The organism is Burkholderia cepacia ATCC 25416, assembly GCF_001411495.1.
Lineage (GTDB): Bacteria > Pseudomonadota > Gammaproteobacteria > Burkholderiales > Burkholderiaceae > Burkholderia > Burkholderia cepacia.
The window spans coordinates 2450969-2475938 of the sequence record NZ_CP012982.1 but is presented as its reverse complement, the minus strand read 5'-3'; the positions used below and the strand labels follow the sequence as shown (position 1 = coordinate 2475938).

The 24970-nt window shown below is 67.8% G+C and carries 14 protein-coding genes and 1 pseudogene; 4 read left to right on the top strand and 11 right to left on the bottom strand.

Features of this window, described 5'->3' with window-relative positions:
• Positions 1 to 122 precede the first annotated feature (122 nt).
• The 3 genes from APZ15_RS28275 to mreB form a co-directional block, all read right to left on the bottom strand.
• Positions 123 to 8729, bottom strand: coding sequence for an autotransporter-associated beta strand repeat-containing protein (locus APZ15_RS28275; RefSeq protein ID WP_081040835.1), 8607 nt, complete (start codon positions 8727 to 8729; stop codon positions 123 to 125).
• Positions 8730 to 9280: 551 nt separating this feature from the next.
• The gene (locus tag APZ15_RS28270; RefSeq protein WP_027789591.1) at positions 9281 to 9970 is read right to left on the bottom strand and encodes a YdcF family protein; all 690 of its coding nucleotides are present in this window, start codon (positions 9968 to 9970) and stop codon (positions 9281 to 9283) included.
• A 269-nt stretch (positions 9971 to 10239) separates the two neighbouring features.
• Positions 10240 to 11274, bottom strand: a complete 1035-nt coding sequence (gene mreB / locus APZ15_RS28265) for a rod shape-determining protein (RefSeq protein ID WP_027789592.1) — start codon at positions 11272 to 11274, stop codon at positions 10240 to 10242.
• Between the two features lie 271 nt (positions 11275 to 11545).
• Between mreB and APZ15_RS28260 the strand changes: the two genes are divergently transcribed.
• Positions 11546 to 13939: a patatin-like phospholipase family protein gene (locus APZ15_RS28260; protein ID WP_027789593.1), complete on the top strand. Its 2394-nt coding sequence runs from the start codon at positions 11546 to 11548 to the stop codon at positions 13937 to 13939.
• 57 nt (positions 13940 to 13996) lie between these two features.
• Here the strand turns inward: APZ15_RS28260 and APZ15_RS28255 are convergent, their stop codons facing one another.
• From APZ15_RS28255 to APZ15_RS28245, 3 genes are all read right to left on the bottom strand, one after another.
• Positions 13997 to 14620, bottom strand: a complete 624-nt coding sequence (locus tag APZ15_RS28255; RefSeq protein ID WP_027789594.1) for an FMN-dependent NADH-azoreductase — start codon at positions 14618 to 14620, stop codon at positions 13997 to 13999.
• A gap of 333 nt (positions 14621 to 14953) precedes the next feature.
• Entirely contained in the window at positions 14954 to 16084 is a 1131-nt protein-coding gene (locus tag APZ15_RS28250) for an ATP-binding protein (protein WP_027789595.1), read from the bottom strand.
• 64 nt (positions 16085 to 16148) lie between these two features.
• The gene (locus APZ15_RS28245) at positions 16149 to 16859 is read right to left on the bottom strand and encodes a response regulator (protein WP_027789596.1); all 711 of its coding nucleotides are present in this window, start codon (positions 16857 to 16859) and stop codon (positions 16149 to 16151) included.
• Between the two features lie 218 nt (positions 16860 to 17077).
• Between APZ15_RS28245 and APZ15_RS28240 the strand changes: the two genes are divergently transcribed.
• Positions 17078 to 17992 carry a glutaminase gene (locus tag APZ15_RS28240; protein WP_027789597.1) on the top strand — a complete coding sequence of 305 codons (915 nt, stop codon included), beginning with the start codon at positions 17078 to 17080 and terminating at the stop codon, positions 17990 to 17992.
• Positions 17993 to 18565: 573 nt separating this feature from the next.
• On the opposite strand, the pseudogene APZ15_RS42320 reads toward APZ15_RS28240, so the two are convergent.
• Positions 18566 to 18766, bottom strand: a pseudogene (locus APZ15_RS42320) (VOC family protein); the annotation flags it as partial.
• 33 nt (positions 18767 to 18799) lie between these two features.
• The gene (locus APZ15_RS28235) at positions 18800 to 20059 is read right to left on the bottom strand and encodes an IS256 family transposase (RefSeq protein WP_027787261.1); all 1260 of its coding nucleotides are present in this window, start codon (positions 20057 to 20059) and stop codon (positions 18800 to 18802) included.
• Positions 20060 to 20327: 268 nt separating this feature from the next.
• Here APZ15_RS28235 and APZ15_RS28230 point away from each other — a divergent pair, with 268 nt between their 5' ends.
• Positions 20328 to 20966, top strand: coding sequence for a cysteine hydrolase family protein (locus tag APZ15_RS28230; RefSeq protein WP_027789598.1), 639 nt, complete (start codon positions 20328 to 20330; stop codon positions 20964 to 20966).
• A gap of 156 nt (positions 20967 to 21122) precedes the next feature.
• On the opposite strand, the gene APZ15_RS28225 is transcribed toward APZ15_RS28230, so the two are convergent.
• Positions 21123 to 21854, bottom strand: coding sequence for a ribonuclease T2 (locus APZ15_RS28225; protein WP_027789599.1), 732 nt, complete (start codon positions 21852 to 21854; stop codon positions 21123 to 21125).
• Positions 21855 to 22084: 230 nt separating this feature from the next.
• Here APZ15_RS28225 and APZ15_RS28220 point away from each other — a divergent pair, with 230 nt between their 5' ends.
• The gene (locus APZ15_RS28220) at positions 22085 to 22474 is read left to right on the top strand and encodes an OsmC family protein (protein ID WP_027789600.1); all 390 of its coding nucleotides are present in this window, start codon (positions 22085 to 22087) and stop codon (positions 22472 to 22474) included.
• 81 nt (positions 22475 to 22555) lie between these two features.
• Here the strand turns inward: APZ15_RS28220 and APZ15_RS28215 are convergent, their stop codons facing one another.
• Together APZ15_RS28215 and APZ15_RS28210 are read right to left on the bottom strand one after the other, a co-directional pair.
• Positions 22556 to 23134: a hypothetical protein gene (locus APZ15_RS28215; RefSeq protein ID WP_027789601.1), complete on the bottom strand. Its 579-nt coding sequence runs from the start codon at positions 23132 to 23134 to the stop codon at positions 22556 to 22558.
• 96 nt (positions 23135 to 23230) lie between these two features.
• Complete coding sequence (locus APZ15_RS28210; protein ID WP_027789602.1) at positions 23231 to 24634, bottom strand: HdeD family acid-resistance protein; 1404 nt, start codon at positions 24632 to 24634, stop codon at positions 23231 to 23233.
• Positions 24635 to 24970: the final 336 nt, after the last annotated feature.

The window sequence follows — 24970 nt, the reverse complement described above, 5'->3', positions numbered from 1 at the left end:
CCGCGTGGTTCGCACAGGATAGGACAGAACGGGGAACGTGCGCAGCGACGCAAAGAGCGCGACGCCATGCGACGACGTTGCCGTCGCCGCCTGGCGTCGCTTACAGGCACATCAAATGCGGATCAGAATTTCCACAGTATGTTGCCGAGGATCGCGTTGTCGCGCACGCCGCTGCCGTACTGGCCGCTGTACGTGAGGCCGAGCGTCAGGCGCTTCGTGATGTTCGCGTCGATGCCGGCCTCGAGCACGGCGCTGTCGCGGGCAATCGGCACGCCCGACACCTGGAACGACGTGCCGCCGTTCGCGAACGTGAACGCCGACGACGGCCGCACGTTGCCGAACGCATGCCGCCAGCCGACCGTCCCGCGCGCGGTGAACGTGCCGCTCCCGATCGAGCCGAGCTGCGACGCCGCGCGCAAGCCGAGCGTCGAGAAGCCGACGTGGGTCGTCTCGCCGCCGGCGCGCAGTGCGGCCGCGCCCCCCGTTTCCGTATAACCGTCGGTATGCAGGTTCACATACGCGAGGCCCGCGAACGGTTCGATCGCCACGGGCCCGACCGGCAGCGCGTAGCCGACTTCGCCGAACACCTGCGCCGAATTCGCGTCGTAGCCGGCCGAATCGTGATCGGAGAAGCCCGCGAAGCCCGGATTGCGGTCGCTGTTGATCCGGTACCACGTGTACGACGCGCCGCCGCGCACGCCGAGCGCACCGTACTGCGCGCCGCCGTACAGCGACAGGTAGTAGCTGTTCACCGACGCCGACGAACTCTGGGCGTTGTCGAGCGAGCTGTGCGTAACACCTGCGGCCAGACCCGCACGCCACTTGTCGTTGAGCGCCATGTCGGCACCGGCGATGAAGCCCGTCATGCTGCGGTTGATCGTCGACGCGTTGCCGTCGCCGGTGAGCCGGCTGCGGCCGCCGAACGCCTGCCCCCAGACCACCGGTTGATAAGGCGTGCCGCCGTAGCAGCCCTCGCGCGAACCGATCCGGCGTTCCGGCGGCAGCGTCGCGTCGACCGCGCCGGCCGTGTTGTCGCCGCACAGCGCGGCGCCGCCCGACGACAGCGCGGCGAGCGGGCCCGATCCGGGCGCGAGGCCCTGGCGGACGCGATCGGTCACCGCGTCGCGCACGTAGCGGCTGTCGAGCAGCAGCATGCTCTTCAGGCTCGCCTGCAGTTCGCCGTCGAGCAGCCCGTATGCGCGGCGCGCGGTCGGCACGTCGGTCGTCAGGACTGCGTCGTACAGCGGGTTGCCGGCGCCGAGCCCGCCGAGCGCGGCCGCGACCGCGCGCTGGTTGGGCGTCGTCGCGACGTCGGGCAGCGACGTGCCGTTCTGGACCAGTCGCAGGTACACGTGATTCGGGTCGTAGCTGAGCGTCGGCATCAGGAACGCATAGTTCGCATTCACCTGGCTGAACGCGCCCTGCACGCCCGATGCCGCGGTCACGATCGTATAGGTCGTGCTCGGCTGGTAGCCGCTCTGGTTCGCGAGCACCTGCACGGTGCCGCCGTTCAGCGTCGCCGTGCCGCCTGCCGCAAGGCTGCCGCTTTGCTGCGGCGAAGCCGCGACCTGGAACGTCGAGCCCGGCTGGAACGTGACGTTGCCGCCCACGTTCAGCGCCGCGCCCGGCTGCGACGCGGCCGCCGTCGCGCCGCCCTGCACCACGAGGCCGCCGATCGTGCCGGTGCCCGTGACCGTCGCGCCGTTCTGCACGGTGACGGTCGACTGGCCGAGCGACCCGTTGACGGCGAGCGTGCCCGCGCTGACCGTGGTCGGCCCGCTCAAGGTGCTGGTGCCCGTCAACGTCAGTTGCCCGCTGCCGGCCTGCGTCAGCGAGCCCGCACCGGACAGCACGCTCGCAATCGTCACGTTGCCGGATTGATTGACGATCAGCGCGCCGTTGTCGACGACATTGCCGGCGATGCTGCCCGACGTGCCGCCGTTGCCGAGTTGCAGCGTGCCGCCGGCCGCGATCGTGGTGCCGCCCGTGTAGGTGTTCGCGCCCGTCAGCGTCTGCACACCGGTGCCGGCGATCGTCACGCCGCCCGCACCGCCGATCGTCCCGCCGAACGTGCCGTTGCCGCTGCCGTTCAACGTCAGCGCATTGGCGCCGAGATTGATCGTCGCGCCGGTCGCACCGTTCAACGTGCCGATCGTCTGCGCGCCCGTCGCGGCGCTTACGTCGAACGTCGCCCCCGTGCCCGCGAGATTCACCGCGCCCGCCGACGCGAGGCTGCCGCCCGCACCCAGCGCCAGCGTGCTGCCGCCGTTGATCGTCGTGCCGCCCGTGTAGGTGTTCGCGCCCGTCAGCGTCTGCGTGCCGCTACCGGCAACCGTCACGCCGCCCGTGCCGCCGATCGTCCCGCCGAACGTGTTGTTGCCGCTGCCGTTCAGCGTCAGCGCATTCGTGCCGAGGTTCACGTTCGTGCCGCCCGCGCCGGCCAGCGCACCGATCGTCTGTGCGCCCGTCGCGGCGCTTACGTCGAACGTCGCACCCGTGCCCGCGAGATTCACCGCGCCCGCCGACGCGAGGCTGCCGCCCGCACCCAATGCCAGCGTGCTGCCGCCGTTGATCGTCGTGCCGCCCGTGTACGTATTCGCGCCGGTCAGCGTCTGCGTGCCGGCGCCCGCAAACGTCACGTTGCCCGTGCCGCCGATCGTCCCGCCGAACGTGTTGTTGCCGCTGCCGTTCAGCGTCAGCGCATTCGCGCCGAGGTTCACGTTCGTGCCGGTACCACCGCTCAGCACGCCGAGCGTCTGCGCGCCCGTCGCGCCGCCGAGGTTGAGCGTCGCGCCCGTGCCGGCGAGGTTCACCGCGCTGCCCGACGCGAGGCTGCCGCCCGCATCCAGCGCCAGCGTGCTGCCGCCGTTGATCGTCGTGCCGCCCGTGTACGTATTCGCACCCGTCAGCGTTTGCGTGCCGGCACCCGCGAACGTCACGCTGCCCGTGCCGCCGATCGCCCCGCCGAATGTCCCGCCGCTTCCGTTCAACGTCAGTGCGTTGCCGCCGAGGTTCACGTTCGTGCCGGTACCGCCGCTCAGCGCACCAAACGTCTGTGCCCCCGATGCGCCGCTCACGTCGAACGTCGCACCCGTGCCGGCGAGATTCACCGCGCTGCCCGAAGCCAGGCTGCCGCCCGCGCCGAGCGCCAGCGTGCTGCCGCCGTTGATCGTCGTGCCGCCTGTGTAGGTGTTCACGCCGGTCAGCGTCTGCGTGCCGGCGCCCGCGAACGTCACGTTGCCCGTGCCGCCGATCGTCCCGCCGAACGTGTTGTTGCCGCTGCCGTTCAGCGTCAGGCCATTCGCACCGAGGTTCACGTTCGTGCCGGTACCGCCGCTCAGCACGCCGAGCGTCTGCGCGCCCGATGCGCCGCCGAGGTTGAGCGTCGCGCCCGTGCCGGCGAGGTTCACCGCGCTGCCCGAGGCCAGGCTGCCGTTCGCACCCAGCGCGAGTGTGCTGCCGCCGTTGATCGTCGTGCCGCCCGTGTACGTATTCGCGCCGGTCAGCGTTTGCGTGCCGGTACCCGCGTACGTCACGCTGCCCGTGCCGCCGATCACGCCGCCGAACGTGCCGCTGGCCGTCCCGCTCAGCGTCAGCCCGTTCGCGCCAAGATCGACGTTCGTATTCGCCGCGCCGTTCAATGCACCGATCGTTTGCGAGCCCGATGCGCCGCTCAGGTTGAACGTCGCGCCTGCGCCGGCAAGGTTCACGGCACCGCCCGACGCCAGGCTGCCGTTCGCGCCGAGCGCCAGCGTGCTGCCGCCGTTGATCGTCGTGCCGCCCGTGTAGGTGTTCGCGCCGGTCAGCGTTTGCGTGCCGGTACCTGCGTACGTCACGCTGCCCGTGCCGCCGATCACGCCGCCGAACGTGCCGCTGGCCGTCCCGCTCAGCGTCAGCCCGTTCGCGCCAAGATCCACGTTCGTATTCGCCGCGCCGTTCAACGCGCCGATCGTTTGCGAGCCCGATGCGCCGCTCAGGTTGAACGTCGCGCCTGCGCCGGCCAGGTTCACGGCACCGCCCGACGCCAGGCTGCCGTTCGCGCCGAGCGCGAGTGTGCTGCCGGCGTTGATCGTCGTGCCACCGGTGTAGGTGTTCGCGCCGGTCAGCGTTTGCGTGCCGGTACCCGCGTACGTCACGCCGCCCGTGCCGCCGATCACGCCGCCGAAGGTGCCGCTGGCCGTCCCGCTCAGCGTCAGCCCGTTCGCGCCAAGATCCACGTTCGTATTCGCCGCGCCGTTCAACGCGCCGATCGTTTGCGCACCCGATGCGCCGCTCAGGTTGAACGTCGCGCCTGCGCCGGCAAGGTTCACGGCACCGCCCGAGGCCAGGCTGCCGTTCGCACCCAGCGCGAGTGTGCTGCCGGCGTCGATCGTCGTGCCACCGGTGTAGGTGTTCGCGCCGGTCAGCGTTTGCGTGCCCGTGCCCGCGTACGTCACGCTGCCCGTGCCGCCGATCACGCCGCCGAACGTGCCGCTGGCCGTCCCGCTCAGCGTCAGCCCGTTCGCGCCAAGATCGACGTTCGTATTCGCCGCGCCGTTCAACGCGCCGATCGTTTGAGAGCCCGACGCGCCGCTCAGGTCGAACGTCGCGCCTGCGCCGGCCAGGTTCACGGCACCGCTCGACGCCAGGCTGCCGTTCGCGCCGAGCGCCAGCGTGCTGCCGCCGTTGATCGTCGTGCCGCCCGTGTAGGTATTCGCACCCGTCAGCGTTTGCGTGCCGGCACCCGCGAACGTCACGCTGCCCGTGCCGCCGATCGTCCCGCCGAACGCGTGGTTGCCGTTGCCGCTCAGCGTCAGCCCGTTCGCGCCGAGGTTCACGTTCGTGCTCGCCACACCGGTCAGCGCGCCGATCGTCTGCGCACCCGACGCGCCGCTCAGGTTGAACGTCGCGCCCGCACCGGCGAGGTCCACCGTACCGGTCGACGCCAGGCTGCCGTTCGCGCCGAGCGCCAGCGTGCTGCCGGCGTCGATCGTCGTGCCGCCCGTGTAGGTGTTCGTGCCGGACAGCGTTTGCGTGCCCGTGCCGGCCACGGTCAGGCCGCCGGTACCGCCAATCGTGCCGCCGAAATTGCCGCTGGCGGTCCCGCTCAGCGTCAGGCCGTTCGCGCCGAGGTTCACGGCCGAGCCGGCCACGCCGCTCAGTGCGCCGATCGTCTGCGCGCCCGTCGCACCGCTCACGTCGAACGTCGCCCCCACGCCGGCCACGTTCACCGCGCCCGTCGCCGCGAGGCTGCCGCCCGCGCCGAGCGCCAGCGTGCCGGCGTTGATCGTCGTGCCGCCCGTGTAGGTGTTCGCGGCCGTCAACGTCGTCGTCGCCGCACCGTCCTTCACGAGACCGCCCGCGCCGGCGATGCCGCCGTTCAGCGTAAGCGCGTTGCTGCCACCGAGCGTAAGCGTCGAACCGTTGCCAAGATTGACCGCGTTGTTGACCGACAGGCTCGTGGTCGTGTCGAGCGTCGCCGCGCCGCCGACGTTCAGCGCGCCGGAACCGAGCGCCCCGCCGTTGCCGAGCACGAGGCCGCCGCTGTTCAGGTTCGTGCCGCCCGTATAGACGTTCGCGCCCGTCAGCGTCTGCGTGCCGGTGCCGGCCAGCGTCAGGCTGCCCGCGCCGCCGATCACGCCGCTGAAGGTGCCGCTGGCCGTCCCGCCCAGCGTCAGCCCGTTGCCGCCCATGTTGACGTTCGTCCCGGCCACGCCCGACAGCGCGCCGATCGTCTGCGCGCTCGTCGCAGCGCTCAGGTCGAGCGCCGCGCCCGCGTTGGCCAGGTTCACCGCGCCGGTCGCCGCCAGGCTGCCGCCCGCGCCCACCGCGAGCGTGCCGGCATTGATCGTCGTGCCGCCGGTGTAGGTGTTCGTCCCCGTCAGCGTCGTGGTCGCCGCGCCGTTCTTCACGAGACCGCCCGCGCCGGCGATGCCGCCGTTCAGCGTGAGCGCGTTGCTGCCGCCGAGCGTCAGCGTCGAACCGTTGCCAAGATCGACCGCGTTGTTGACCGACAGGCTCGTGTTCGTGTCGAGCGTCGCCGCGCCTGCGACGTTCAGCGTGCCCGTGCCGAGCGCCGCATTGTTGCCGAGCACGACACTGCTGCCGCCGTTCAGGTTCGTGCCGCCCGAGTAGGTGCTCGCGCCGTTCAGCGTCTGCGTGCCGGTGCCGGCCAGCGTCAGGCTGCCCGTGCCGCCGATCGCGCCGCCGAAGGTGCCGCTGGCCGTCCCGCCCAGCGTCAGCCCGTTGCCGCCCATGTTGACGTTCGTCCCGGCCACGCCCGACAGCGCGCCGATCGACTGGGCGCCGGTCGCGCCGCTCAGGTCGAGCGCCGCGCCCGCGCCGGCCAGGTTCACCGCGCCGGTCGACGCCAGGCTGCCGCCGCCGCTGATCGCCAGCGTGCCCGCGTTGATCGTCGTGCCGCCCGTGTAGGTGTTCGCGGCCGTCAACGTCGTGGTCGCCGCGCCGTCCTTCACGAGGGCGCCCGCGCCGGAAATGCCGCCGCTCAGCGTGAGCGCATGGCTGCCGCCCAGTGTCAGCGTCGAACTGTTGGCGAGGTTGACGGCGTTGTTGACCGACAGGTTCGCGCTCGTATCGAGCGTCGCCGCGCCGCCGACGGTCAACGCGCCCGTGCCGAGTGCCGAGTTGTTGCCGAGCACCAGGCCGCCCGCATTCAGCGTCGTGCCGCCGGCGTAGTTGTTCGCGCCGGACAGCGTCACGGTCGCCGCGCCGTTCTTCACGAGACCGCCGCCGCCCGAGACCGTGCCGCTCAGGCCGACATCGGCGCTGCCGACGAGCGTGAGCGTCGTGCCGGTGGCGACGTTGACATTGTTCGCGAGCGATACGTTGGCGATCGCATCGAGCGACGACGAGCCGTTGACGTTCACCGCGCCGATGCCGAGCGCCGTATTGCTGCCGACCGCGAGGTTGCCGCCGTTCAGGTTCGTGCCGCCCGTGTACACGTTCGTGCCCGTCAGCGTTTGCGTGCCGCTGCCGGAGAGCGTGATGCCGCCCGCGCCGCCGATCGAGCCGGCGTACGTCGCATTGACGGTGCCGTTCAGCGTCAGCGAATTGCCGCCGAGGTTGACGCTGGTACCGGCCGAGCCCGCCAGCGCGCCGATCGCCTGCGTGCCCGATGCGCTGCTCACGTCGAACGTCGCGCCGGCGCCGGTCAGGTTCACCGTGCCGGTCGAGGCCAGGCTGCCGCCCGCGCCCACCGCGAGCGTGCCGCTGTTGATCGTCGTGTCGCCGGTGTAGGTGTTCGCGCCCGTCAGCGTCAGCGTCGCCGCGCCGTTCTTCACGATGCCGCCGTTGCCGTTGATGGTGCCGGCCAGCCCGAGATTGTTGCTGCCGCCGACCGTCAGCGTGGTGCCGTTGGCGAGATTGACGTTGTTGGCGAGCGTCGTGTTCGTACTCGAGTCGAGCGAGGCCGGGCCGTTGACGTTCAGCGCACCGCTGCCGAGCGCCCCGTTGTTGCCGACGACGATGCCGCCGCCGTTCAGGTTCGTGCCGCCCGTGTAGCTGTTCGCACCGGTCAACGTCAGCGTGGCGCCGTCGTTCTTCGTCAGCGCGCCGCCGCCCGTCACCGCGCCCGACAGCGTGAGCCCGGTCGCGCCCTGCACCGTCAGCCCGCCCGCGCCGAGCGTCACGGTGTTGCCGACGTTGAGCCCGGCGGTACCCGCCTGCAGCGCGCCGCCGTTGGCCGTGACGTTACCGGTGCCGAGCGACGCGTTGTTGCCGATGATCGCGACGCCGCCCGACAGCGTCGTGTCCTGCGCGGTCGACGCGCCGTTGATCGTCCAGTTGCCGGCCTGGACGTCGACGTGATTGAAGTTGACGTAGTTGTTGACCGCGATCGTGCCGTTCGCGCTGGTGCCCTGCTTCAGGTTGAGCGTGTTGTCGCCGCCCGCGCCGCCGTCGACCGTGCCCGTCGCCGCCACGTTGATCGTGTTCGGGCCGATCGTGATGTTGAACCCGCCGCCGGTGCCGCCCGCCGTATTGACCGACGAGCCCGTCACGGCATTGAACGTGTTGGTGCTGTTCGCGCCCATCGACACGCCGCCGTTGATCGTGCCCGAGTTGGTAAACGTATTGCCCTGGCCGGGCGTGCCGTTCGAGCCGAGCGACACGCGACCGTTGATCGTCCCGCTGTTCGTCATGTTGACCGTGGCGCCGCCGTACGCGGCCACCACGGGCGCGTCCGCGCCGACGAGGGTTGCGCCGACCAGCGGGTTCGAGCCGATCGTGCCGGTGTTGTTGATCGTCGACGTACCGCCCGTGCCGTTCTGGACCGACAGCGCCATGCCCGTCACGCCGCTGATCGCCACGCCGGTCGTGCCGTTCATCGTGCCGTTGTTGGTGACGCTGGTGCCGAGGCTCGCCGATGCATTGCCGATCACCGCACCGCTCGACAGCACGCCGAGCCCGGAACCGAGCGCGGACGGGTCGATCGTGCCGTTGTTGGTCAGTATGGTGTTGTTGCCGGTCAGCGACATCGCGGTGCCGCCGACGCCGAGCAGCACGCCGACGCTCGCACCGGGATTGACGGTGGCGTGGATGTTGTTCGCGCTGTTCGCATAGCTCGGCGCAAGCGGATTGGCGACCCCGGAGCAGGTTACCGTCGTGCCTGCCGTGCTGCAGGTCGCCTGGGCGGGCACGATACCGGCGCCGGACAACGCCAGGAAAACGCCCGTCGGCAACAGCAATCTCGGAAACGGTTCGCCGGCTTTTTTCGAACGCGCAAGATTCATGCTTTCCCTCGTTATTGGAATTGGTATTACCGTGAAATCGAACGGCCGCCAGCATAAAATCGCGGACAAAAGCGTCCGCCCCGGCTGTCGCGATGCGACGTCGGTTAATTCATGGACGAATCTTTAATTGGCCCGGGAAGGCAGGCGTGAAACTAGCCGAATGACATGTCGATGGCCCCTGTTTTTCTGCAGCGATTTTCTGGTTGATTTGATCACCGCCCTGCTTTTGTCAGACAAGGCTATATCAAAAAAACAGGCTTTTCCAGTCGATCTTTTCCCCATTTGATCGAGGTCCGGCGGGCGCGCATTTTTTACTTATCGGAGCGCGTCTGGCAGGTAAATCCGTATTCCTTTTGTCAATTTCCTGGATATTTATTTACAGCAGCGAAAATGACGCATCCGTGAAAACACCGATATCCACGCGATTATCGCGGCCAGATTTTTTTGCAATGCAATATCTACATGCCCGGAAAGGATCGATGCACGATAATCCACTCGCCGTCATTCATCAGACGAAACATCCGGCACTTCCAGGGTTACGTCGATGTTCGTCACGCGTCGACCGGAAGACCCGCACCGCGTGACGAAAACAGCCGTATCAGATAAAGCATCGGCCGGAACGAGACGGGCCGCGCATCGGGGTTCACCCACAACCGCACCGCATACACCGCGTAGGCCGGCACTTCGCGCCAGCTCGAATAGATGTCGCGCAACTGGAAACGGGCCGGATACGCGGCGGAGATGTTCGCCCGCGCGATGCCGACGCGCTCGAACGCGAGGCGCGCCCGCGCGAGGTGATAGAACTGGCTGACGATCAGCACGCGCGACACACGGTGCGCCTGCAGGTAAGCGAGCGTGTGCTGCGCCGTCGCGAGCGTGTTGTCGCCCTGGTCGTCCACCGCGATCCGGTCGGCCGGCACGCCGCGCGCCACCAGATAGTCGCGCATCGCGGTCGCCTCGTTCAGCCCGGGGCCGTCGATCGCGCCGCTGACCAGGAACGCCGGGCACTGCCCCGTGCGGTAGCAGCGCACGCCGACATCGAGCCTGGCCGCGAGTACGGGCTTCGGCGCGCCGGTCGCGTCGAGCGCATTGCCGAAGATCACGGCAACATCGGCCGGCTCGCTCGGCATCCGCAGCCCGTGCGCGACGAGCGCAACGGCTGCGACGATCCACAGGCAGGCAACGATGGCCAGCAGGCGGCCCGTTCGGGCGAAGAAGCCCCGTTTGGTGCGGTTTTTCAAGGTTTTCGGTCTCTCAGGTCGTCGGGCTCGTCGGGCTCGTCGGGCATTTCGGCTTGCCCGGCCCCGCGCGGGCGCGTAACGCTAGCACGGTGCGCGTTCGGGTGTCCACGCGGCGGACCGATGCAGGACGATGGCCGGCCTTCCGGCAAGTCGACCGGAGCAGCGTGCCCGGCGAGGCGGGCAGGCAATTGGAAAGAGAAAACCTGCGGAGATTTACGGAGATAGAAAGAATGTGAATGACCGTGCCGCGATGCACGGCCCGGCCCGAATCAGTCGACCGGGCACATCGCGAGCCGCCCCATCGCCTCGCCGGCGCCGCGCACCGCGCAGGTGGCCGGCTCGTCGGCGATCCGGGCGACGAGGCCCGTCTCGTCGTACAGCAGGCGCTCGAGATCCGCGAGCAGCGCGCCGCCGCCCGTCAGCACCACGCCGCGATTCGCGATATCGGTCACGAGCTCGGCCGGCGCATTCTCCAGCACCGACTTCACCGCGCCGATCACCTGCTTGAGCGGCGCGACCAGCGCGTCCGCCACGTCGTGGTTGGACAGCTCGATCGAGCGCGGCAGGCCGTCGCCGACGCTGCGCCCGACCGCGCGCGTCGACCTGCGCGGCACCGCGCTGGTGGCCGAGCCGATCGACTGCTTCACGTGCTCGGCCGTCTGCTCGCCGAGCAGCACGCCATACAGGTTGCGGACATGATTGACGATCGCCGCGTCGAACTGGTTGCCGCCGACGCGGATCGCCTCGCGGTAGACGATGCCGCCGAGCGCGATCACCGCGACTTCCGTCGTCCCGCCGCCGATGTCGACGACCATCGAGCCGACCGGCTCGGTCACCGGCAGGCCCGCGCCGAGCCCGGCCGCCAGCGATTCCTCGATCAGTTCGACCTCCGATACACCTGCCGCGAACGCGGCCTCGCGGAGCGCGCGGCGCTCGACGGCCGTCGCATCGGACGGCACGCACAGCGTGACCTCGACGCGGCGGCCGAAACGCGACCGCGTGCGCGACATGTCGATGAAGCTGCGGATCATCTGCTCGGCCGCATGCGCGTCGGCGATCACGCCGTGCCGCATCGGCCGCACGGCTTCGAGATGCCCCGGTTCGCGGCCGAGCAGCGCCTTCGCGAGCTCGCCGACGGCCTCGAGCGTCGGCCGCGCGTCGGTCGCACCGGCCTTGCGGAAGCAGACGACCGACGGCTGGTTCAGCACCACGCCGCGTTCGTGCGTATAAATCCGCGTACTTGCCGTTCCAGGGTCGATCGCAACGGGTTGCGCAAACAACTTTCCGAACAGCGGTGTCGACATATCAAACCTTTGTAATCGAACGGACGCGGGGCAGCCGCGCCGCATTTCCGTGGCGCGGCCATGCCGCTCCATCACGGACTTAGCGGCAAATCGTTCCGATACTTTAGGCAATTCCGATGATTTTTTCGCGACGCAATTGTCAAATGTGCCGTTCCGGACACATCCGGCTACGCCACAGCCTCTCGCATTGCGTCTGTAAAACACGGTAATCTCTCGGTCTTGCCTGCTCCCGGCAGGCCTCAGACGCCCGATCACGCCAGGTATTTCCACCATGACAGCGACCGTTTCCTTCCGCTGGGCGCGGGTGCGCCCGCTTTGCACGACGCTCGTCGCCTTCTGGTGCTGCACGGTCGCCGCGCAACCGCTGCCGGCCCCCGAATCCGCCGCCGCCCCGGCCACCGCCGCCAGCGCGCCGGCTGCCACGCCCGCCGCATCCGGGCACACCTGCGACGCCGACGGCGGCCCGGCCGGCCGCCCGTCGATCGGCCTCGTGCTGTCCGGCGGCGGCGCGCGCGGCTACGCACACCTCGGGGTCCTGAAGGTGCTGGAGGACAACCGCATCCCGATCGACTGCATCGCGGGCACCAGCATGGGTGCCGTGGTCGGCGGGCTGTATGCGAGCGGCATGGCCGCCGGCGAGATGCAGAAGCGGCTGTCGGAGGTCAACCTCGCTGACATCGCGTTCGACGTGACGGATCGCGCGGACCTGCCGCAAACCAGCCGGGAGGACGAACGCCTGTACATCAACGGGCTGACGCTCGGCTTCGGCAAGAAAGGCGTGAAGGCGCCGGTCGGCCTCGTGCAGGGCAACCGGCTGCAGGCGCTGCTCGCGAACTGGACGGCCGCCGTGCCGACCAACCAACCGTTCGACCGCCTGCCGATCCCGTACCGCGCGGTCGCGACCGACCTGCAGACGGGCCAGATGGTCGTGCTCGACCACGGCTCGCTGCCGCTCGCGATCCGCGCGAGCATGGCCATGCCGGGCCTGTTCGCGCCGGCCGAGATCAACGGGCGCGCGCTGGTGGACGGCGGGCTCGTCAGCAACCTGCCCGTCGACACCGCGCGGCAGATGGGCGCGAACGTCGTGATCGCGGTCGACATCGGCTCGCAACTGCGCCCGCTCGACGCGCTCGCGTCGCCCGCCGATGTGATGCAGCAGATGGTCGGCATCCTGATCCGCCAGAACGTGACCGCCCAGCGCAAGCAGCTCGACGCGCAGGACGTGCTGCTCACGCCGGATCTCGGCTCGCTCGCGTTCACCGATTTCCAGAACGCGAAGCAGGCGATCGCCGCCGGCGCGGCCGCCGCGACCGCGGCGCTGCCGAAGCTGCAGCGCTTCGCGCTCACGCCGGAACAATATGCGGCATACCGCTCCGCGCACGCGCAACCGCTGCCGCCGCCGATCCGGATCACGCGCATCGAGATCAAGACCTCCGGCGGCGTGCCGAAGCGGGTCGTCAGCAACGCGCTGCACGTGAAGCCCGGCGACACGTACGATCCGAACACCGTCAGCCAGGATCTGCTCGGCCTCACGACGGGCGGCAACTTCGAGAGCGTCACGCAGCAGATCGTGAGCCACGGTGACGAGAACGTGCTCGAGATCGACGCCCGCGAGAAATACTGGGGGCCGAATTTCCTGCTGTTCGGGCTCGGCATGTCGAGCAGCTCGACCGACGAGGGCGGCTTCCGCCTGCACGTCGGCTACCGGCGCCCGTGGCTCACCGAATCGGGACTCGAATTCCGCGCGGACACGACGATCGGCAGCGACCTGCAATCGGCGCGCGTCGAACTCCGCCAGCCGCTGTCGATGGCCTACGGCGTCTATCTGTCGCCCTACGCGGAATACCAGCGCCGCTACGCGAACCTGTACGACGACTCCGGCGACGTGAAGATCACGCAGTACCTGATGCAGACCGCGCGCGCCGGGCTCGATTTCGGCCTGCCGATCGCGCGGCTCGGCGATTTCCGGATCGGCGTCGGGTACGTGACCGGGCACGGCTCGCCGACCTACAACCTGCCGTTCGACGACGGCAGCGGTCGGACGCTGCTGTGGCCGAGCTTCACGTCGCAGGCGCTGATCGCGCGCGCGCGGCTCGTCATCGACCAGCTCGACGATCCGCTGTTCCCGCGCAAGGGCTATTTCACCGAGTTCCGCATCGAGCGCTCGCTGGTGTCGCGCAACGGGGGCTCGGCGAGCGAATTCGACGACGGCATCAACAACGCGCCCTACACCGAGATCTACGGCAAGGCGATGGTGGCGCAGCAGTTCGGCAGCCACAGCGTCAGCGCGACGATCGAAGGCGGCAAGAGCATCGGCGGCACCAACCTGATCAACGCGTTCAACTTCACGCTCGGCGGCTTCCAGCATCTGTCCGCGTATGCGGCCGACCAGCTGAACGGCAACGAGCTCGCGTATGCGCAGGTGACCTACATGAACCAGCTGATGACGTTCAACGCATCGCCGATCAAGGCGCTGTCGGTGGGCGCCAGCGCGGAAGTCGGCAACGTCTGGTCGAGCGGGCAGCAGATCGGCGGCGGCGCGCTCAAGCAGAGCTATACGTTCTTCACGAGCCTGTCGACCGCGTTCGGGCCGGTCTATCTCGGCGTGGCGCTCGCGCCCGGCGGCCGGCGCAACTTCTACCTGCAGCTCGGCCGCACGTACTGAGCGTGCGCGGGTGCCGCTTCGGCGGCATCCGCCACGCCTTCGCGCGACACGCCCGGATCAGAACGCCGCGGCCATCGCGACCGCCCGGGCCTGCGCCCGTTCGATGCTGTCGCTCGCCCGCGCCCCCCACGTGTGTTCGACGGTCAGGCTCCGGACCTCGCTCACGCCGATGAACCTCAACCAGAATTCGATGTAGTCGGCCTGATGCCGGAACCCGGGATTGTCGGCACCCGCGCCCGTCTCCCGGCTCTGTCCGCGAACATGGATGACCAGTGCGCGCGGAATGTCCAGCAGCGGGGCGTAGGCCTTGCCGTCGAACGTGAACAGCATGTTCCGCTGGCTGACGAGATCGATCAGCTGCTTGAGCTTGTACGGATAGCCGAAATTCCACATCGGCACGCCCACGACGATCCGGTCCGCTTCCTGAAAGCGCTTCACCAGCGCCTGGATGCGCCGCCAGACCGACTGTTCCGCGTCGTCCATCGGCGCGTTGGCGACGCCTTTGTACTTCGCGCCGATCGCGTCGCTGTCGAAGTCCGGCAAGTCTTCTTCCCAGACATTCAGCGTATCGACGTCGATCGACGCGCCCGTTTCCCGGAACGCATCGACAAAGGCATTGGCGACCGCGATCGACGCCGACCTCGCGCCGCGGGGAGATGACACGATATTCAAAAGCCGCATGACGTATGACCCTGACAGGAATGCATGAACAACGGAGCGGCCATCGTGGCTGCTCCGGCTTCACGGCTGCGTCGCGGGCCGCCCGCCTCCGCTGACACGGATCGGCCCGTCCACACAGTTGCAATTGCAATCGTAATGCAAAGCGCGCACGCGCGGCAAACGAATCGTCATGGGGTGGCGGTGCGGGCGGACATCGGGACGGGAAAGGAACGGCGGGACAAGCCGGCGACGCGCTCGAATCCGGCGCGCGCGGCTGTCGTGGGGTCGTGGGGTCGTGGGGTCGTGCGGGGTTGCTGTCGAGGCCCGGAGGCCCGGGACTCGTGTTGCGGATCGTCAGACCGGCCAGCTGATCTCGAAGCGTGCGCCGCCGAGTTCCACCGGGTCGACGACCGCGATCCGGCCGTTGTGCGCGTGGAGCACCTGCCGCGTGATCGACAGGCCGAGGCCATAGCCGCCGGTGCGGCGGTCGAGGCGCACGAACGCGTCGAAGATCCGCTCGCGCTCGCTCTCCGGCACGCCGGGGCCGTCGTCCTCGACGAAGATCCCGATGTTGCCGTGCACGAGCGAGATCCCGACGACGATCCGCGATTTCGCGTACTTGCTCGCGTTGCGCAGCAGGTTACGCATCGCGTACGACATCAGCCGCCGGTCCATCTTCACCCGCAGGTCCGACGCAATCGCGATGCGCGACTCGATCGCGCGTTCCGGATACAGCAGCTGCGCGTCGCTGACCTGGTGTTCGAACCACGCGACGGGAGCCGTCATCTCGAGGTTCGACTGCAGCGAACTGTATTCGAGCCGCGCGAACGTCAGGCTCATGTCGATCAGTTCCTCGAGCTCGGTCACGTCCTGCGCGATGCTCTCGAGCGCGCTCTGGTATTCGGCCGCGGAACCCGGCTCGCGCAGCATTTCGAGCGCGAAACGCACGCGTGCGAGCGGCGTGCGCAGCTCGTGCGAGATGCCGTTCGTGAGGTCGCGCTGCGCGGCGATCAGGCGTTCCATCCGCATCGCGAGCGCATTCAGCGTCCGCGCGAGCGGGCCGATGATCACGCTGTGCGATTCGCGCGCGCGCGTGTTGAAGCGCCCGCCCGTGAAGTCGATCGCGCGCTCGCGCACCATCACGAGATCCGACCACACCGGCCGCATCCACCGGTACGCCGCGAGCGCGGGTGCGGCGAACACGAACACGAGCACGATCCAGATGTCGCCGGGCAGCGAATCGAACGCATGCCACACGACCTGCGGCGACAATTCGACGCACAGCGCGAGCGCCGGCACGAGCGCGGTCAGCAGCACGAGGCCGAGCAGATGCAGGTAGGTGCGCACGTAAAGGCGCGACCAGCTCGGAATGCGGTCGGCGCGCGTATCGGTCCACGCGCGGCGGAAATGCAGCCAGCGCCATTTGACGTAGCGCAGCGTCGGCAGCGGCGGTGCATCGGGGTGCGAACGGGTTCGTCGGATCATCTCGGCTCCCGGCCGGCAGGGGGAATGCCCGCGCGGAACGTGACGGCGTCGCCCGAAGGCCGCGTCATTCCCACGCGTGCTTGCTGAATTGATAACCCTTGCTGCGGATCGTCTTGATCCGCTGCGGGTTGCTCGCGTCGTCGCGCAGCTTGCGGCGCAGCTTCGAGATGCGCCCGTCGATCGTGCGGTCGAGGCCGTCGAACTCGACGCCGCGCAACTGCAGCATCAGGTCGTCGCGGCTGACGACTTCGCCCGCATGGCACACGAGCGCCCACAGCAGGTCGAATTCGGCCGACGTCAGGTCGGGCGTGCTGCCGTCGGGCAGCACGACGGAGCGGTCGGTGCGGTCGATCGAGAACTTGCCGAACGCGTAGCGTTCGGGCTGCGGCGCGCTGCTCTCGGGCGCGCGCGCGGGCGCACGGCGCAGCTGGGCCTTGATCCGCGCGAGCAGGATGCGCGGCTCGACCGGCTTGTGCACGTAGTCGTCCGCGCCGAATTCCAGGCCGAGCAGCTCGTCGAACGGCTCGTCGCGGGCCGTCACCATGATGATCACGCCGTCGTACTGCTTGCGCGCCTCCCGGCAGATTTCGAAGCCGTCCTTGCCCGGCAGGTTCACGTCGAGAATGACGAGATCGGGACGAATGGACAGGATCGCCGGCACCGCGGCGTCACCATGCAGCACAGTATCGACTTCATAGTCGTTCTTGCGCAGGTAGCCGGCGATCAGCGTGGACAGGCGGGTGTCGTCTTCGACGAGCAGGATGCGAAAAGACATGGGCAGCGGTCGGTTCATCGGGAAAGCCGCGGCGGCGCCGGCCGGTGCCGGACGCCGGCCATTGGCCGAAACGTACCGCATGATACTGCGCCAGCCGATTGCCTGTTTAGAGGTCTTGAAAATAAGGGAGCGATATCGGCCGAGCTTGACGAATCGGCGCCGGGACGGTTCCATACGGGCTCGCCTGAATCCGGGCCATGCCCTGCCCGCCTGACTTGATGAATTACCAAACGATCCTCGAACGCATCCACACCGAACTCGCCCCCTGGATTGGCCAGGGACGGGTCGCCGATTACATTCCCGAGCTCGCGAAAGTGCCCGCCGACAAGTTCGGGATGGCCGTCGTCACACTCGACGGAAACGTTTGCACGGTCGGCGACGCGCACGAGCGCTTCTCGATCCAGAGCATCTCGAAGCTGTTTGCGTGCACGCTCGCGTTCCAGCTGCTGGGCGACGACCTGTGGGAACGGGTCGGCCGCGAGCCGTCCGGCAACGCGTTCAACTCGCTGGTCCAGCTCGAGAGCGAGCGCGGCAAGCCGCGCAACCCGTTCATCAATGCGGGGGCGCTGGTCGTCACCGACGTGCTGTGCCGCCGCTTCGTGAAGGCCGAGACGGCGCTCGTCGAATTCGTGCGGCGGTTGATCGGCGCGAACGACATCGACTACGATTCGCGCGTCGCGCAGTCGGAACTGCAGCACGCGGAGCGCAACCGCGCGATGGCGCACTTCATGGCGAGCTTCGGCAACATGCAGATGCCGCCCGACACGGTGATCGATGCGTATTGCCGACAGTGCGCGATCACGATGAACTGTGTCGAGCTGGCAAGCGCCGCGCTGTTTCTCGCGAATGGTGGGGTCGCGCCGGTGACCGGCGAGCGGATCGTGGATTCGAGTTCCGCCAAGCGGCTGTCGGCGTTGATGCTGACCTGTGGCACTTACGATGCGGCGGGGGATTTTGTGTATCGCGTCGGGTTGCCGGCGAAGAGTGGTGTCGGTGGCGGGATCGTTGCGGTGCTGCCTGGGGAGATGGCGGTTTGTGTGTGGGCGCCGGGGCTCGATGCTAATGGGAACTCGTTGGCGGGGACTTTAGCTTTGGAGTGGTTGACGACCTATTCGGGGCGGTCGATTTTTTGAGGTGTCGAAGTCAAGCGTGCCTCATGTGGCGCGACGGCGGCTGGTGAGTTCCGGCACACTCAATGGCGAATTCGTCGTTCGGCAGCGATCGACCCGGAGCGGCCCGCCCCATTCTCGGTTGCGGACAGTCACGCCGGCATTTGCGGAGAAACGTGTGGATTGAGCTCTATGAGCTCACGGGCTAACCTGGCAGTAATCACAACGCCGCAGCCCGGACAAACGCTATCGTCGGTCTGTTCACCGCAACATGGACAAAACCATCGCCCCACATAGGACCAGGATGGTTGACCGGACGTTCCGCCAGTCCTGAGTGCTTCGAGCTGCGTTCGAACGGAGCGGCTAAAAAGTGCGCCCGTCGATGCACATTGAAGCTCTCCTCCCGCAGCTATGACGAGTTCGGCAGCGCAATAGGGGCAATGCATCAGCGGTGAGGTCGAAGTCATGACTGGATTGCCCACAATCTTGGACGAGACATCAAAGGTCCGCAACTGGTCGATTGCTGACGCCTCAAAGCCCCCGGTCTGGGGTGTCTTTGAGGCGGCGGATCTCATCGTTTGGTGATTCTCGTTTTGGTTACTGGCACGATTCGTCCGCTGACCATACGGCCAGTTCATAACCATCGGGGTCAATAAAGTGGAAGCGCCGGCCGCCAGGGAACGAGAAAGCCTGACGGTTGATGGTGGCGCCCGTCGCCTCGATCCTTCGCTGAATTTCAGCCAGATCATCAGCGTAGAGGATGACTAGCGGGCCGCCTGGCCGGACAGGCTCGGAGGTATCCGGAATTTCGTGTGTGAGGCAGGTTAAAACTCAGATTCCGATACTAAAGCGCTCTGGGTAAAGCAGCGCGAACTGGGTCATCGCGCTCTTCCAATCGTGCCGGGAGCCGGTCCACTTGGCAACGACGTTGCGCAGTGCCAGCCAGATCAGCTTCAGCGCGGCCTCGTCCGACGGGAAGTGGCCGCGTGCCTTGATGATCTTGCGAAGCTGCATGTGCAGCGACTCAATGGCGTTCGTGGTGTAAATGATCTTCCGTATGTCCGGCGCGAACGCGTAGAAGGGAATCACCTGCTCCCAGGCTCGCCGCCAGAGTGCGGCAATTGGCGGGTATTTCGTGCCCCACGGTCCAGCGTCGAACGCGTCCAGCGCCACGGCGGCCGCCTCGGCCGTCGGTGCTCGGTAGATCTCCTTGAGCGCGGCGGCAGCCGACTTGCGATCTTTCCAGCTCGCAAAGTCCAGCGAGTTACGGATCAGATGCACGATGCATGTCTGAACCGTCGTTTCCGGGAACACGGTGTTGATCGCTTCCGGGAAGCCCTTCAGGCCGTCAACCACGGCGATCAGGATGTCCTGCACGCCACGCAGTTTCAGGTCGTTGACGACCCGCAGCCAGAACTTAGCGCCCTCGGTCTGCTCGATCCAGAGGCCGAGCACGTCACGTGTGCCGTCGCGGCGCACGCCGAGCGCCAAGTAGATCGCCTTGTTGCGGACCACGCCTTCGTCGCGAATCTTGACGCGCAAGGCGTCAAAGAACACGACCGGATACATCGGCTCGAGCGGCCGCTGCTGCCATTCACGCACTTCGTCGATCACCGCATCGGTCACTGTACTGATGAAGTCCGGCGATACCTCGATGCCGTACATCTCCAGCAGGAACCCCTGAATCTCCCGCACGCTCATGCCGCGCGCGTACATCGCGATGATCTTGTCGTCGAAGCCGGTAAAACGTCGCTCGCCCTTGGCAATGAGCACCGGATCGAACGTCCCTTCGCGGTCACGCGGAATCTCGACGTCGAGCAGGTCGTCGTCGGTCGTGATGCGCTTGCGACTGGTGCCGTTGCGGTGGTTCGTGCTGTCCGACGGCTTGGCCTCGCCCTTCTCGTAGCCGAGATGGTGGGTCAGTTCGCCGCCCAGCGCCCGCTCGAAGATCGCCTTCTTGAGTGCGGCAAGCTGCTCGTTGATCGTCGCCCGGTCCAGCGTTCCGGGCACCAGTTGCTTGATCAGTTCCGGGTCCAGGTTCAAGCCCTTGCCCGGTTCGATCGTCACTTCTTCCTTGCGTTTGCGTGGCATAAAAGTGGCTCCTTGGTCGCCAGTTTATGCCTCGCACACAAAGTTTCGGATAGGCTCATCTGGCGGTCTTTCCCTCGAATGCTCATCAGTACCCGTTCCCTTGGTTGTTTGCCGATAGGCAACTATATGCACCGTAGCCGCCCGTAACAACATGGAATGGTACTGGCGCTGAAATGCCCCTACGAAAATCGCATCGGCAACCACCCCGATTTTCCGGTACAAATCGGGGACGCTGAAATTCCCCGCGAGCTATCGGAGACCCTCGTTCATGACTCGGCAAAACGCACCGGAAATCGCCACAACGGCAACCCGCACGAACCCCGGCGTCACCCCGGCCGCCCCGATTCCCGCCATCGTGCCGTCAAGCACCGCGCTGCTCGTCATGCATTACCAGACCGACATCCTCGGCCTCTTCCCGTCGGTCGCGCCCGGTTTGCTCGCCAATACGCGCCGACTCTGCGACGCGGCGCGGGCAAGCGGCATCGGCGTCTGGTTCGCGAACATCCGGTTCAGCCCCGGCTATCCGGAAGTCAGCCCGCGCAACAAGAACGGCCAGGGCATCAAGCAGCTCGGCCGCTTCATCGACGACGGCCCATGCCCGGAGTTGGGTCGGCAGGCCGACGAGCCGCTGATCGTCGCGCACCGTGCCAGCGTGTTCTTCGGTACCGATCTGCAAGCGCGCCTGGTCGAGCAAGGCGTCGATTCGCTGATCATGGTCGGCATCGCGTCGACGGGCGTGATGCTGTCGTCGATCGCCCACGCGAGCGACGCGGACTTCCGCCTCTACACGGTCAAGGATTGCTGCTACGACCCGGACCCGGTGGTTCACGAGCACCTGTTCGCCACCGCCTTCGAATCGCGCACGACGGTGCTGTCGCTCGAGGACGCGTTGCGGCTGCTCGCATAAGCGCACGCACACGCGCGAGCGTGACGGGCCAACGTCATCACCCGAGTCGACCTGCAGGGTGACGGCTACCAGGCCCGGCTGCCGTGGTCGAGCGTCCCGCCGAACCCGTAACGGGCGACGGCGTGCGCGATGCCGCGCGCGCCGCCCCCTTCGTCGTTACTTCGCGATATACACACCCGACGTCGGGCACGTGCCCTGCGTATTGCCGTCGGTTACGAGCGACGCGGCGCTCGGGAACTGCGCGGTCGCATTGGTCTTCACCGCGATCCACGCTTCAGTGAAATAGCTGACGCCATTCGTCTTCGTGCACTTCAGCGACACCGCGCTGCGCGTGTTGCTGCCGAACGCGCCTTCGAATGCGGACAGCAACTGGTTGCGCGTGACCGTCTTGCCCGCGTTCGCCTGCAGGAACGCGTTGAACGACGTATTGCCGAGCCGGCTGATCATGCCGGACGCCTGATTCCAGTAGGCATCGGGCGTCGCCGAGTTCGAGCAGGTGCCGTGCTTGAACCATTCGTGCTTGTCGAGGCACGACGCGACGCCCGGCATGTAGGTCGACAGCGTGTTGCGGGTCGCGCTGCTGATCGGGTAGGCGTCCATGCTGCACCACTGGTGCGCGTTGTCGAGGTCGATGTCGTTCTGCGGCACGCCGCAGTAGAACGGCTGGTTGCCGTCATAGCGGTTCGGCCACAGGCCATGCAGCGACAGGCTCGTCGCCGCATACGAGCCGGCGAGGTTCGTGCATTCCGGCGTGTCGTGCGACGCGCAGAAGCCGGGCTCCCACGATGCGGCGAGCAACAGGTAGTCGTAGCTGGTCTGCGCGGCGGCGTGCAGCGACACGGAAGCAACGGCGAGTGCGGCAGCGGCGCGGGCGAGCGTCTTGAGCATGGCGTGTTTCCTCGGAAAAGGCATGCGGTCGCGGGATGCGCCGCACGGTTGTCGAATGTCCGACCGCGATTGTCGCCGTCGCAACATGGCACGAATGTGAAGGTGGACGAAAGAATGCGCGGGTCGCCGCCGAGCCGGTTACAACCGGTACCGGTACCAGCGGTTGCCTTCCGCCGCAAGCGACGCCGGCGTACCGTGTCGCCACCCTCATCCTGCAACGGAGCATCGCCATGGTGACCGCGACACGGCTCGGCAAGCCACATTGCGTCGAGATCGGCAACGGGCGCAGCGTCGTGCGCTCGGACACGCACAAGGACGGCCAGGGCGGCGACGCCGGCATGCGGCCGCACGAACTGCTCGAAAGCGCGCTCGCGGCCTGCGTCTGCATGTCGATCGACCTGGCCGCACGACGCGCGGGCGTGACGCTGCCCGCATGCACGGCGGACGTCACCGTCGATCGCCTCGACCATGAAACGGGCTTCGACATCGCACTGCGCTTCGCTGCGCCGCTGTCGCACGCGCAGCAGACACTCGTGCGCGACGCGGTGCGGGCTTCTCCGGTCGCGCGGACGCTCGGCAAGCCGATACGGGTCAGGCCGGCCACGATCGCGAGCGGCTGACCGTCACGGCACGCCGGACACGGCACGATCGACGCCCGCACGTCGATGGCCACGCGACAAACATCGGTGGCGAACAGGCACTCACGACCCGGTGCCGAGCTGTGTGCACGCGCGGGCGGACGCTTCGGGGCCTTCGAGCGCGAGGATCTGCCACACGCCGATGCTGACGCGCTGGCGCGCCGCCGTCGACGCATCGGCCAGCAACGCCTCGACGCGCGGTGCCGCATCCGGCGCCTGCTGCTTCAACGCCGCATGATGCCGCGCACGCGATGCCGGTTCGGATTCGTACACGTCGCACAGGCGCACCATGCCGGCGAGACCGGCGACGTCGTCGTCCTTGTCGATCGCGCGCGGCTCGACAGGCGCGAGCCCCTTGCGCTCCGCCGCCGGCAGCTTGTTGCGCGCGCCTTCGTCGATCGACGCGGCGGATGCCGGCGGCAGGCCGCCGATCGCCGCGACGATCCGGCTGCCCGCGGCGATCATGTCGCCCTGGCACACGATCTTCTCCGCGGCCGCGACGTTCGAGCAGAACGACACCGAGGTGCGGTACACGTCGTCGCTCATGCGTGGCACTTCGTTCACGCTCGCCTGCGCGAAGCCGGCGCTCGTCAGCGCCAGCGCGGCGGGAATCAGGATGCGGAATGCGCTCGTCTTGTTCATTGTTGTTCGTATCTGTGGGTTCTTGTGGCGGGCAACATCGCCGGGCCGTGCGGTGGCGGCCTCAGCGACGCCGGGCCCTCGTCCGGCGGCACGCGGTCACTTCAACGACGCGGCCTCCGATCCGCCCGGCGACAGCGCCGCATTGTCCTGCTCGCGCCACGTGCGGCGCGAAGCCATGATCGCCTTCACGGCCGAGCGCGCGACCTTCCACCACGCGAACGGCCGCGGGTCGGCAAGCATGCTGAGCGCGCGCGCATAGTCGAGCGTGAGCCCGGGCGTCCATGCCATCGTCACCGCGCGCTTGCGGATCTGCGCGGCAACCCACAGCTCGGGCGTGAGCAGCAACCGCACGAACGCGCCCCATCCGGCGCGCGCGCCCTTCAGCCGCCACACCGCGCCGTCGAGCGCGGCTTCGAGTGCGTTCGACACGGTGCTCGAGCAGTTGCGGTGCGTGAGGTTGTACGTCACGTTCTGCCGGTACGACGACCAGAACGCGTCCAGCTTCGCCGGATCGTAGTTGCGGATCCGCACGCGCACGGTCGACGGGCACCATGCCTTCGACTCGGTCGCGTAGTCGGGCTGGAACAGGCCCGGCACGTCGTTTTCGCGGGTTGCACGCAGGATGCGCGTGAATTCATCCGGAGAACGATCGATTTCGACGCCCGGATACAGGCTGATATAGATGCCCTCCGGCGATTCCAGCGCCGCGTGCCCGGTCGAGATCACGCCGTTGACGTCCACCGCCGCGATATAGCGGTCGATCACGGGGTAGCGTTGCGCTTCGGCTTTCGACGTACCGGTCGGCGTCCACACGTGCACGGTGAGCGCATGCTCGCCGTCGGCCGGCGGGCCGTCCCATTCGGATTGGGCGAAATGCGGCAGGTCGCGCGCATCGTCGAGGTCCGGCGCGAGTGCCGGCGCCGGCGAGGTCGCGAACGCCGGATTGCGCGTCAGTCGCCGCACGCGTGCGGCGAGGCTCAGCATGTGCATCCCGCCGAATATCAGCAGCAGGCCGAGGCAGTACGGCACGGTGCCCACATAGTGGGTCGGGTACGGCTGGTAGAAGAAGATCGCCAGCAGGATCTCGACGACGCCCCACGCGAAGGCGACGTTCCAGCGGCGATAGCGCACCATCCACGCGGCGGTGCACTGCAGCAGCCCGTCGACGAGGAACAGCGTGCCGAAGATCATCGACAGCAGGAAATGGCCGTGGTGATGCCCCGCGAACACGAGCCCGGCGGCCACCACGACCGCGATCCCCTTCACGTAGCGCAGGACGCGCTGCCCGCCGACGCCGCTGCCGGCCACCGCGAGCGTCGCGAGCCCCTCGATCAGGAACAGCCACGCGAAGATCTGGATCGGAAAATGCAGCGCGCCGTCGAGCGCGTCGACGAAGATCACGACACCCGCGACAACCCACACCCAGCCGAGTGCGGTCAGCCCGCGCCAGCGGGTGCGCAAGTATTCGATGCCCAACAGCAGTAAGACCAGTCGTACCATCGCGCCCTCTCGTGATTTTTTTGGGACACACGCTGGCCACGCGGGTCCTGTCGTTTCGACCGCGCATCGAGCGACGCACAGGCCGAAAAGCGGTCATTCGTGCCGGCGCGTCATGCCTCGACATGACCGTTGACGGCCGGTACGCCTCCGCACTGGCCGAATAATAAGATATGGCGGAGGCGGTTGAAAGCGCGACGAAAACGTTGGCGGCGGGTCTGGAGAGCGCAGCATGCCGCTGGACAGGGCCGGATTGCGAGCGCTGCCCAGGCAGATTTCCCGTTCGACAACGCGCGGCGGATAAGCCAGAATCCGGCTTCCGAGGGCGTCAAAATGCCG

Coding starts and splice junctions, on each gene's coding strand:
- APZ15_RS28250 (WP_027789595.1), bottom strand. CDS start 16,084: ATGATCCGACGAACCCGTTCGCACCCCGATGCACCGCCGCTGCCGACG.
- APZ15_RS28210 (WP_027789602.1), bottom strand. CDS start 24,634: ATGGTACGACTGGTCTTACTGCTGTTGGGCATCGAATACTTGCGCACC.
- APZ15_RS28245 (WP_027789596.1), bottom strand. CDS start 16,859: ATGTCTTTTCGCATCCTGCTCGTCGAAGACGACACCCGCCTGTCCACG.
- APZ15_RS28215 (WP_027789601.1), bottom strand. CDS start 23,134: ATGAACAAGACGAGCGCATTCCGCATCCTGATTCCCGCCGCGCTGGCG.
- APZ15_RS28235 (WP_027787261.1), bottom strand. CDS start 20,059: ATGCCACGCAAACGCAAGGAAGAAGTGACGATCGAACCGGGCAAGGGC.
- APZ15_RS28240 (WP_027789597.1), top strand. CDS start 17,078: ATGAATTACCAAACGATCCTCGAACGCATCCACACCGAACTCGCCCCC.
- APZ15_RS28275 (WP_081040835.1), bottom strand. CDS start 8,729: ATGAATCTTGCGCGTTCGAAAAAAGCCGGCGAACCGTTTCCGAGATTG.
- APZ15_RS28220 (WP_027789600.1), top strand. CDS start 22,085: ATGGTGACCGCGACACGGCTCGGCAAGCCACATTGCGTCGAGATCGGC.
- APZ15_RS28225 (WP_027789599.1), bottom strand. CDS start 21,854: ATGCTCAAGACGCTCGCCCGCGCCGCTGCCGCACTCGCCGTTGCTTCC.
- APZ15_RS28260 (WP_027789593.1), top strand. CDS start 11,546: ATGACAGCGACCGTTTCCTTCCGCTGGGCGCGGGTGCGCCCGCTTTGC.
- mreB (WP_027789592.1), bottom strand. CDS start 11,274: ATGTCGACACCGCTGTTCGGAAAGTTGTTTGCGCAACCCGTTGCGATC.
- APZ15_RS28230 (WP_027789598.1), top strand. CDS start 20,328: ATGACTCGGCAAAACGCACCGGAAATCGCCACAACGGCAACCCGCACG.
- APZ15_RS28255 (WP_027789594.1), bottom strand. CDS start 14,620: ATGCGGCTTTTGAATATCGTGTCATCTCCCCGCGGCGCGAGGTCGGCG.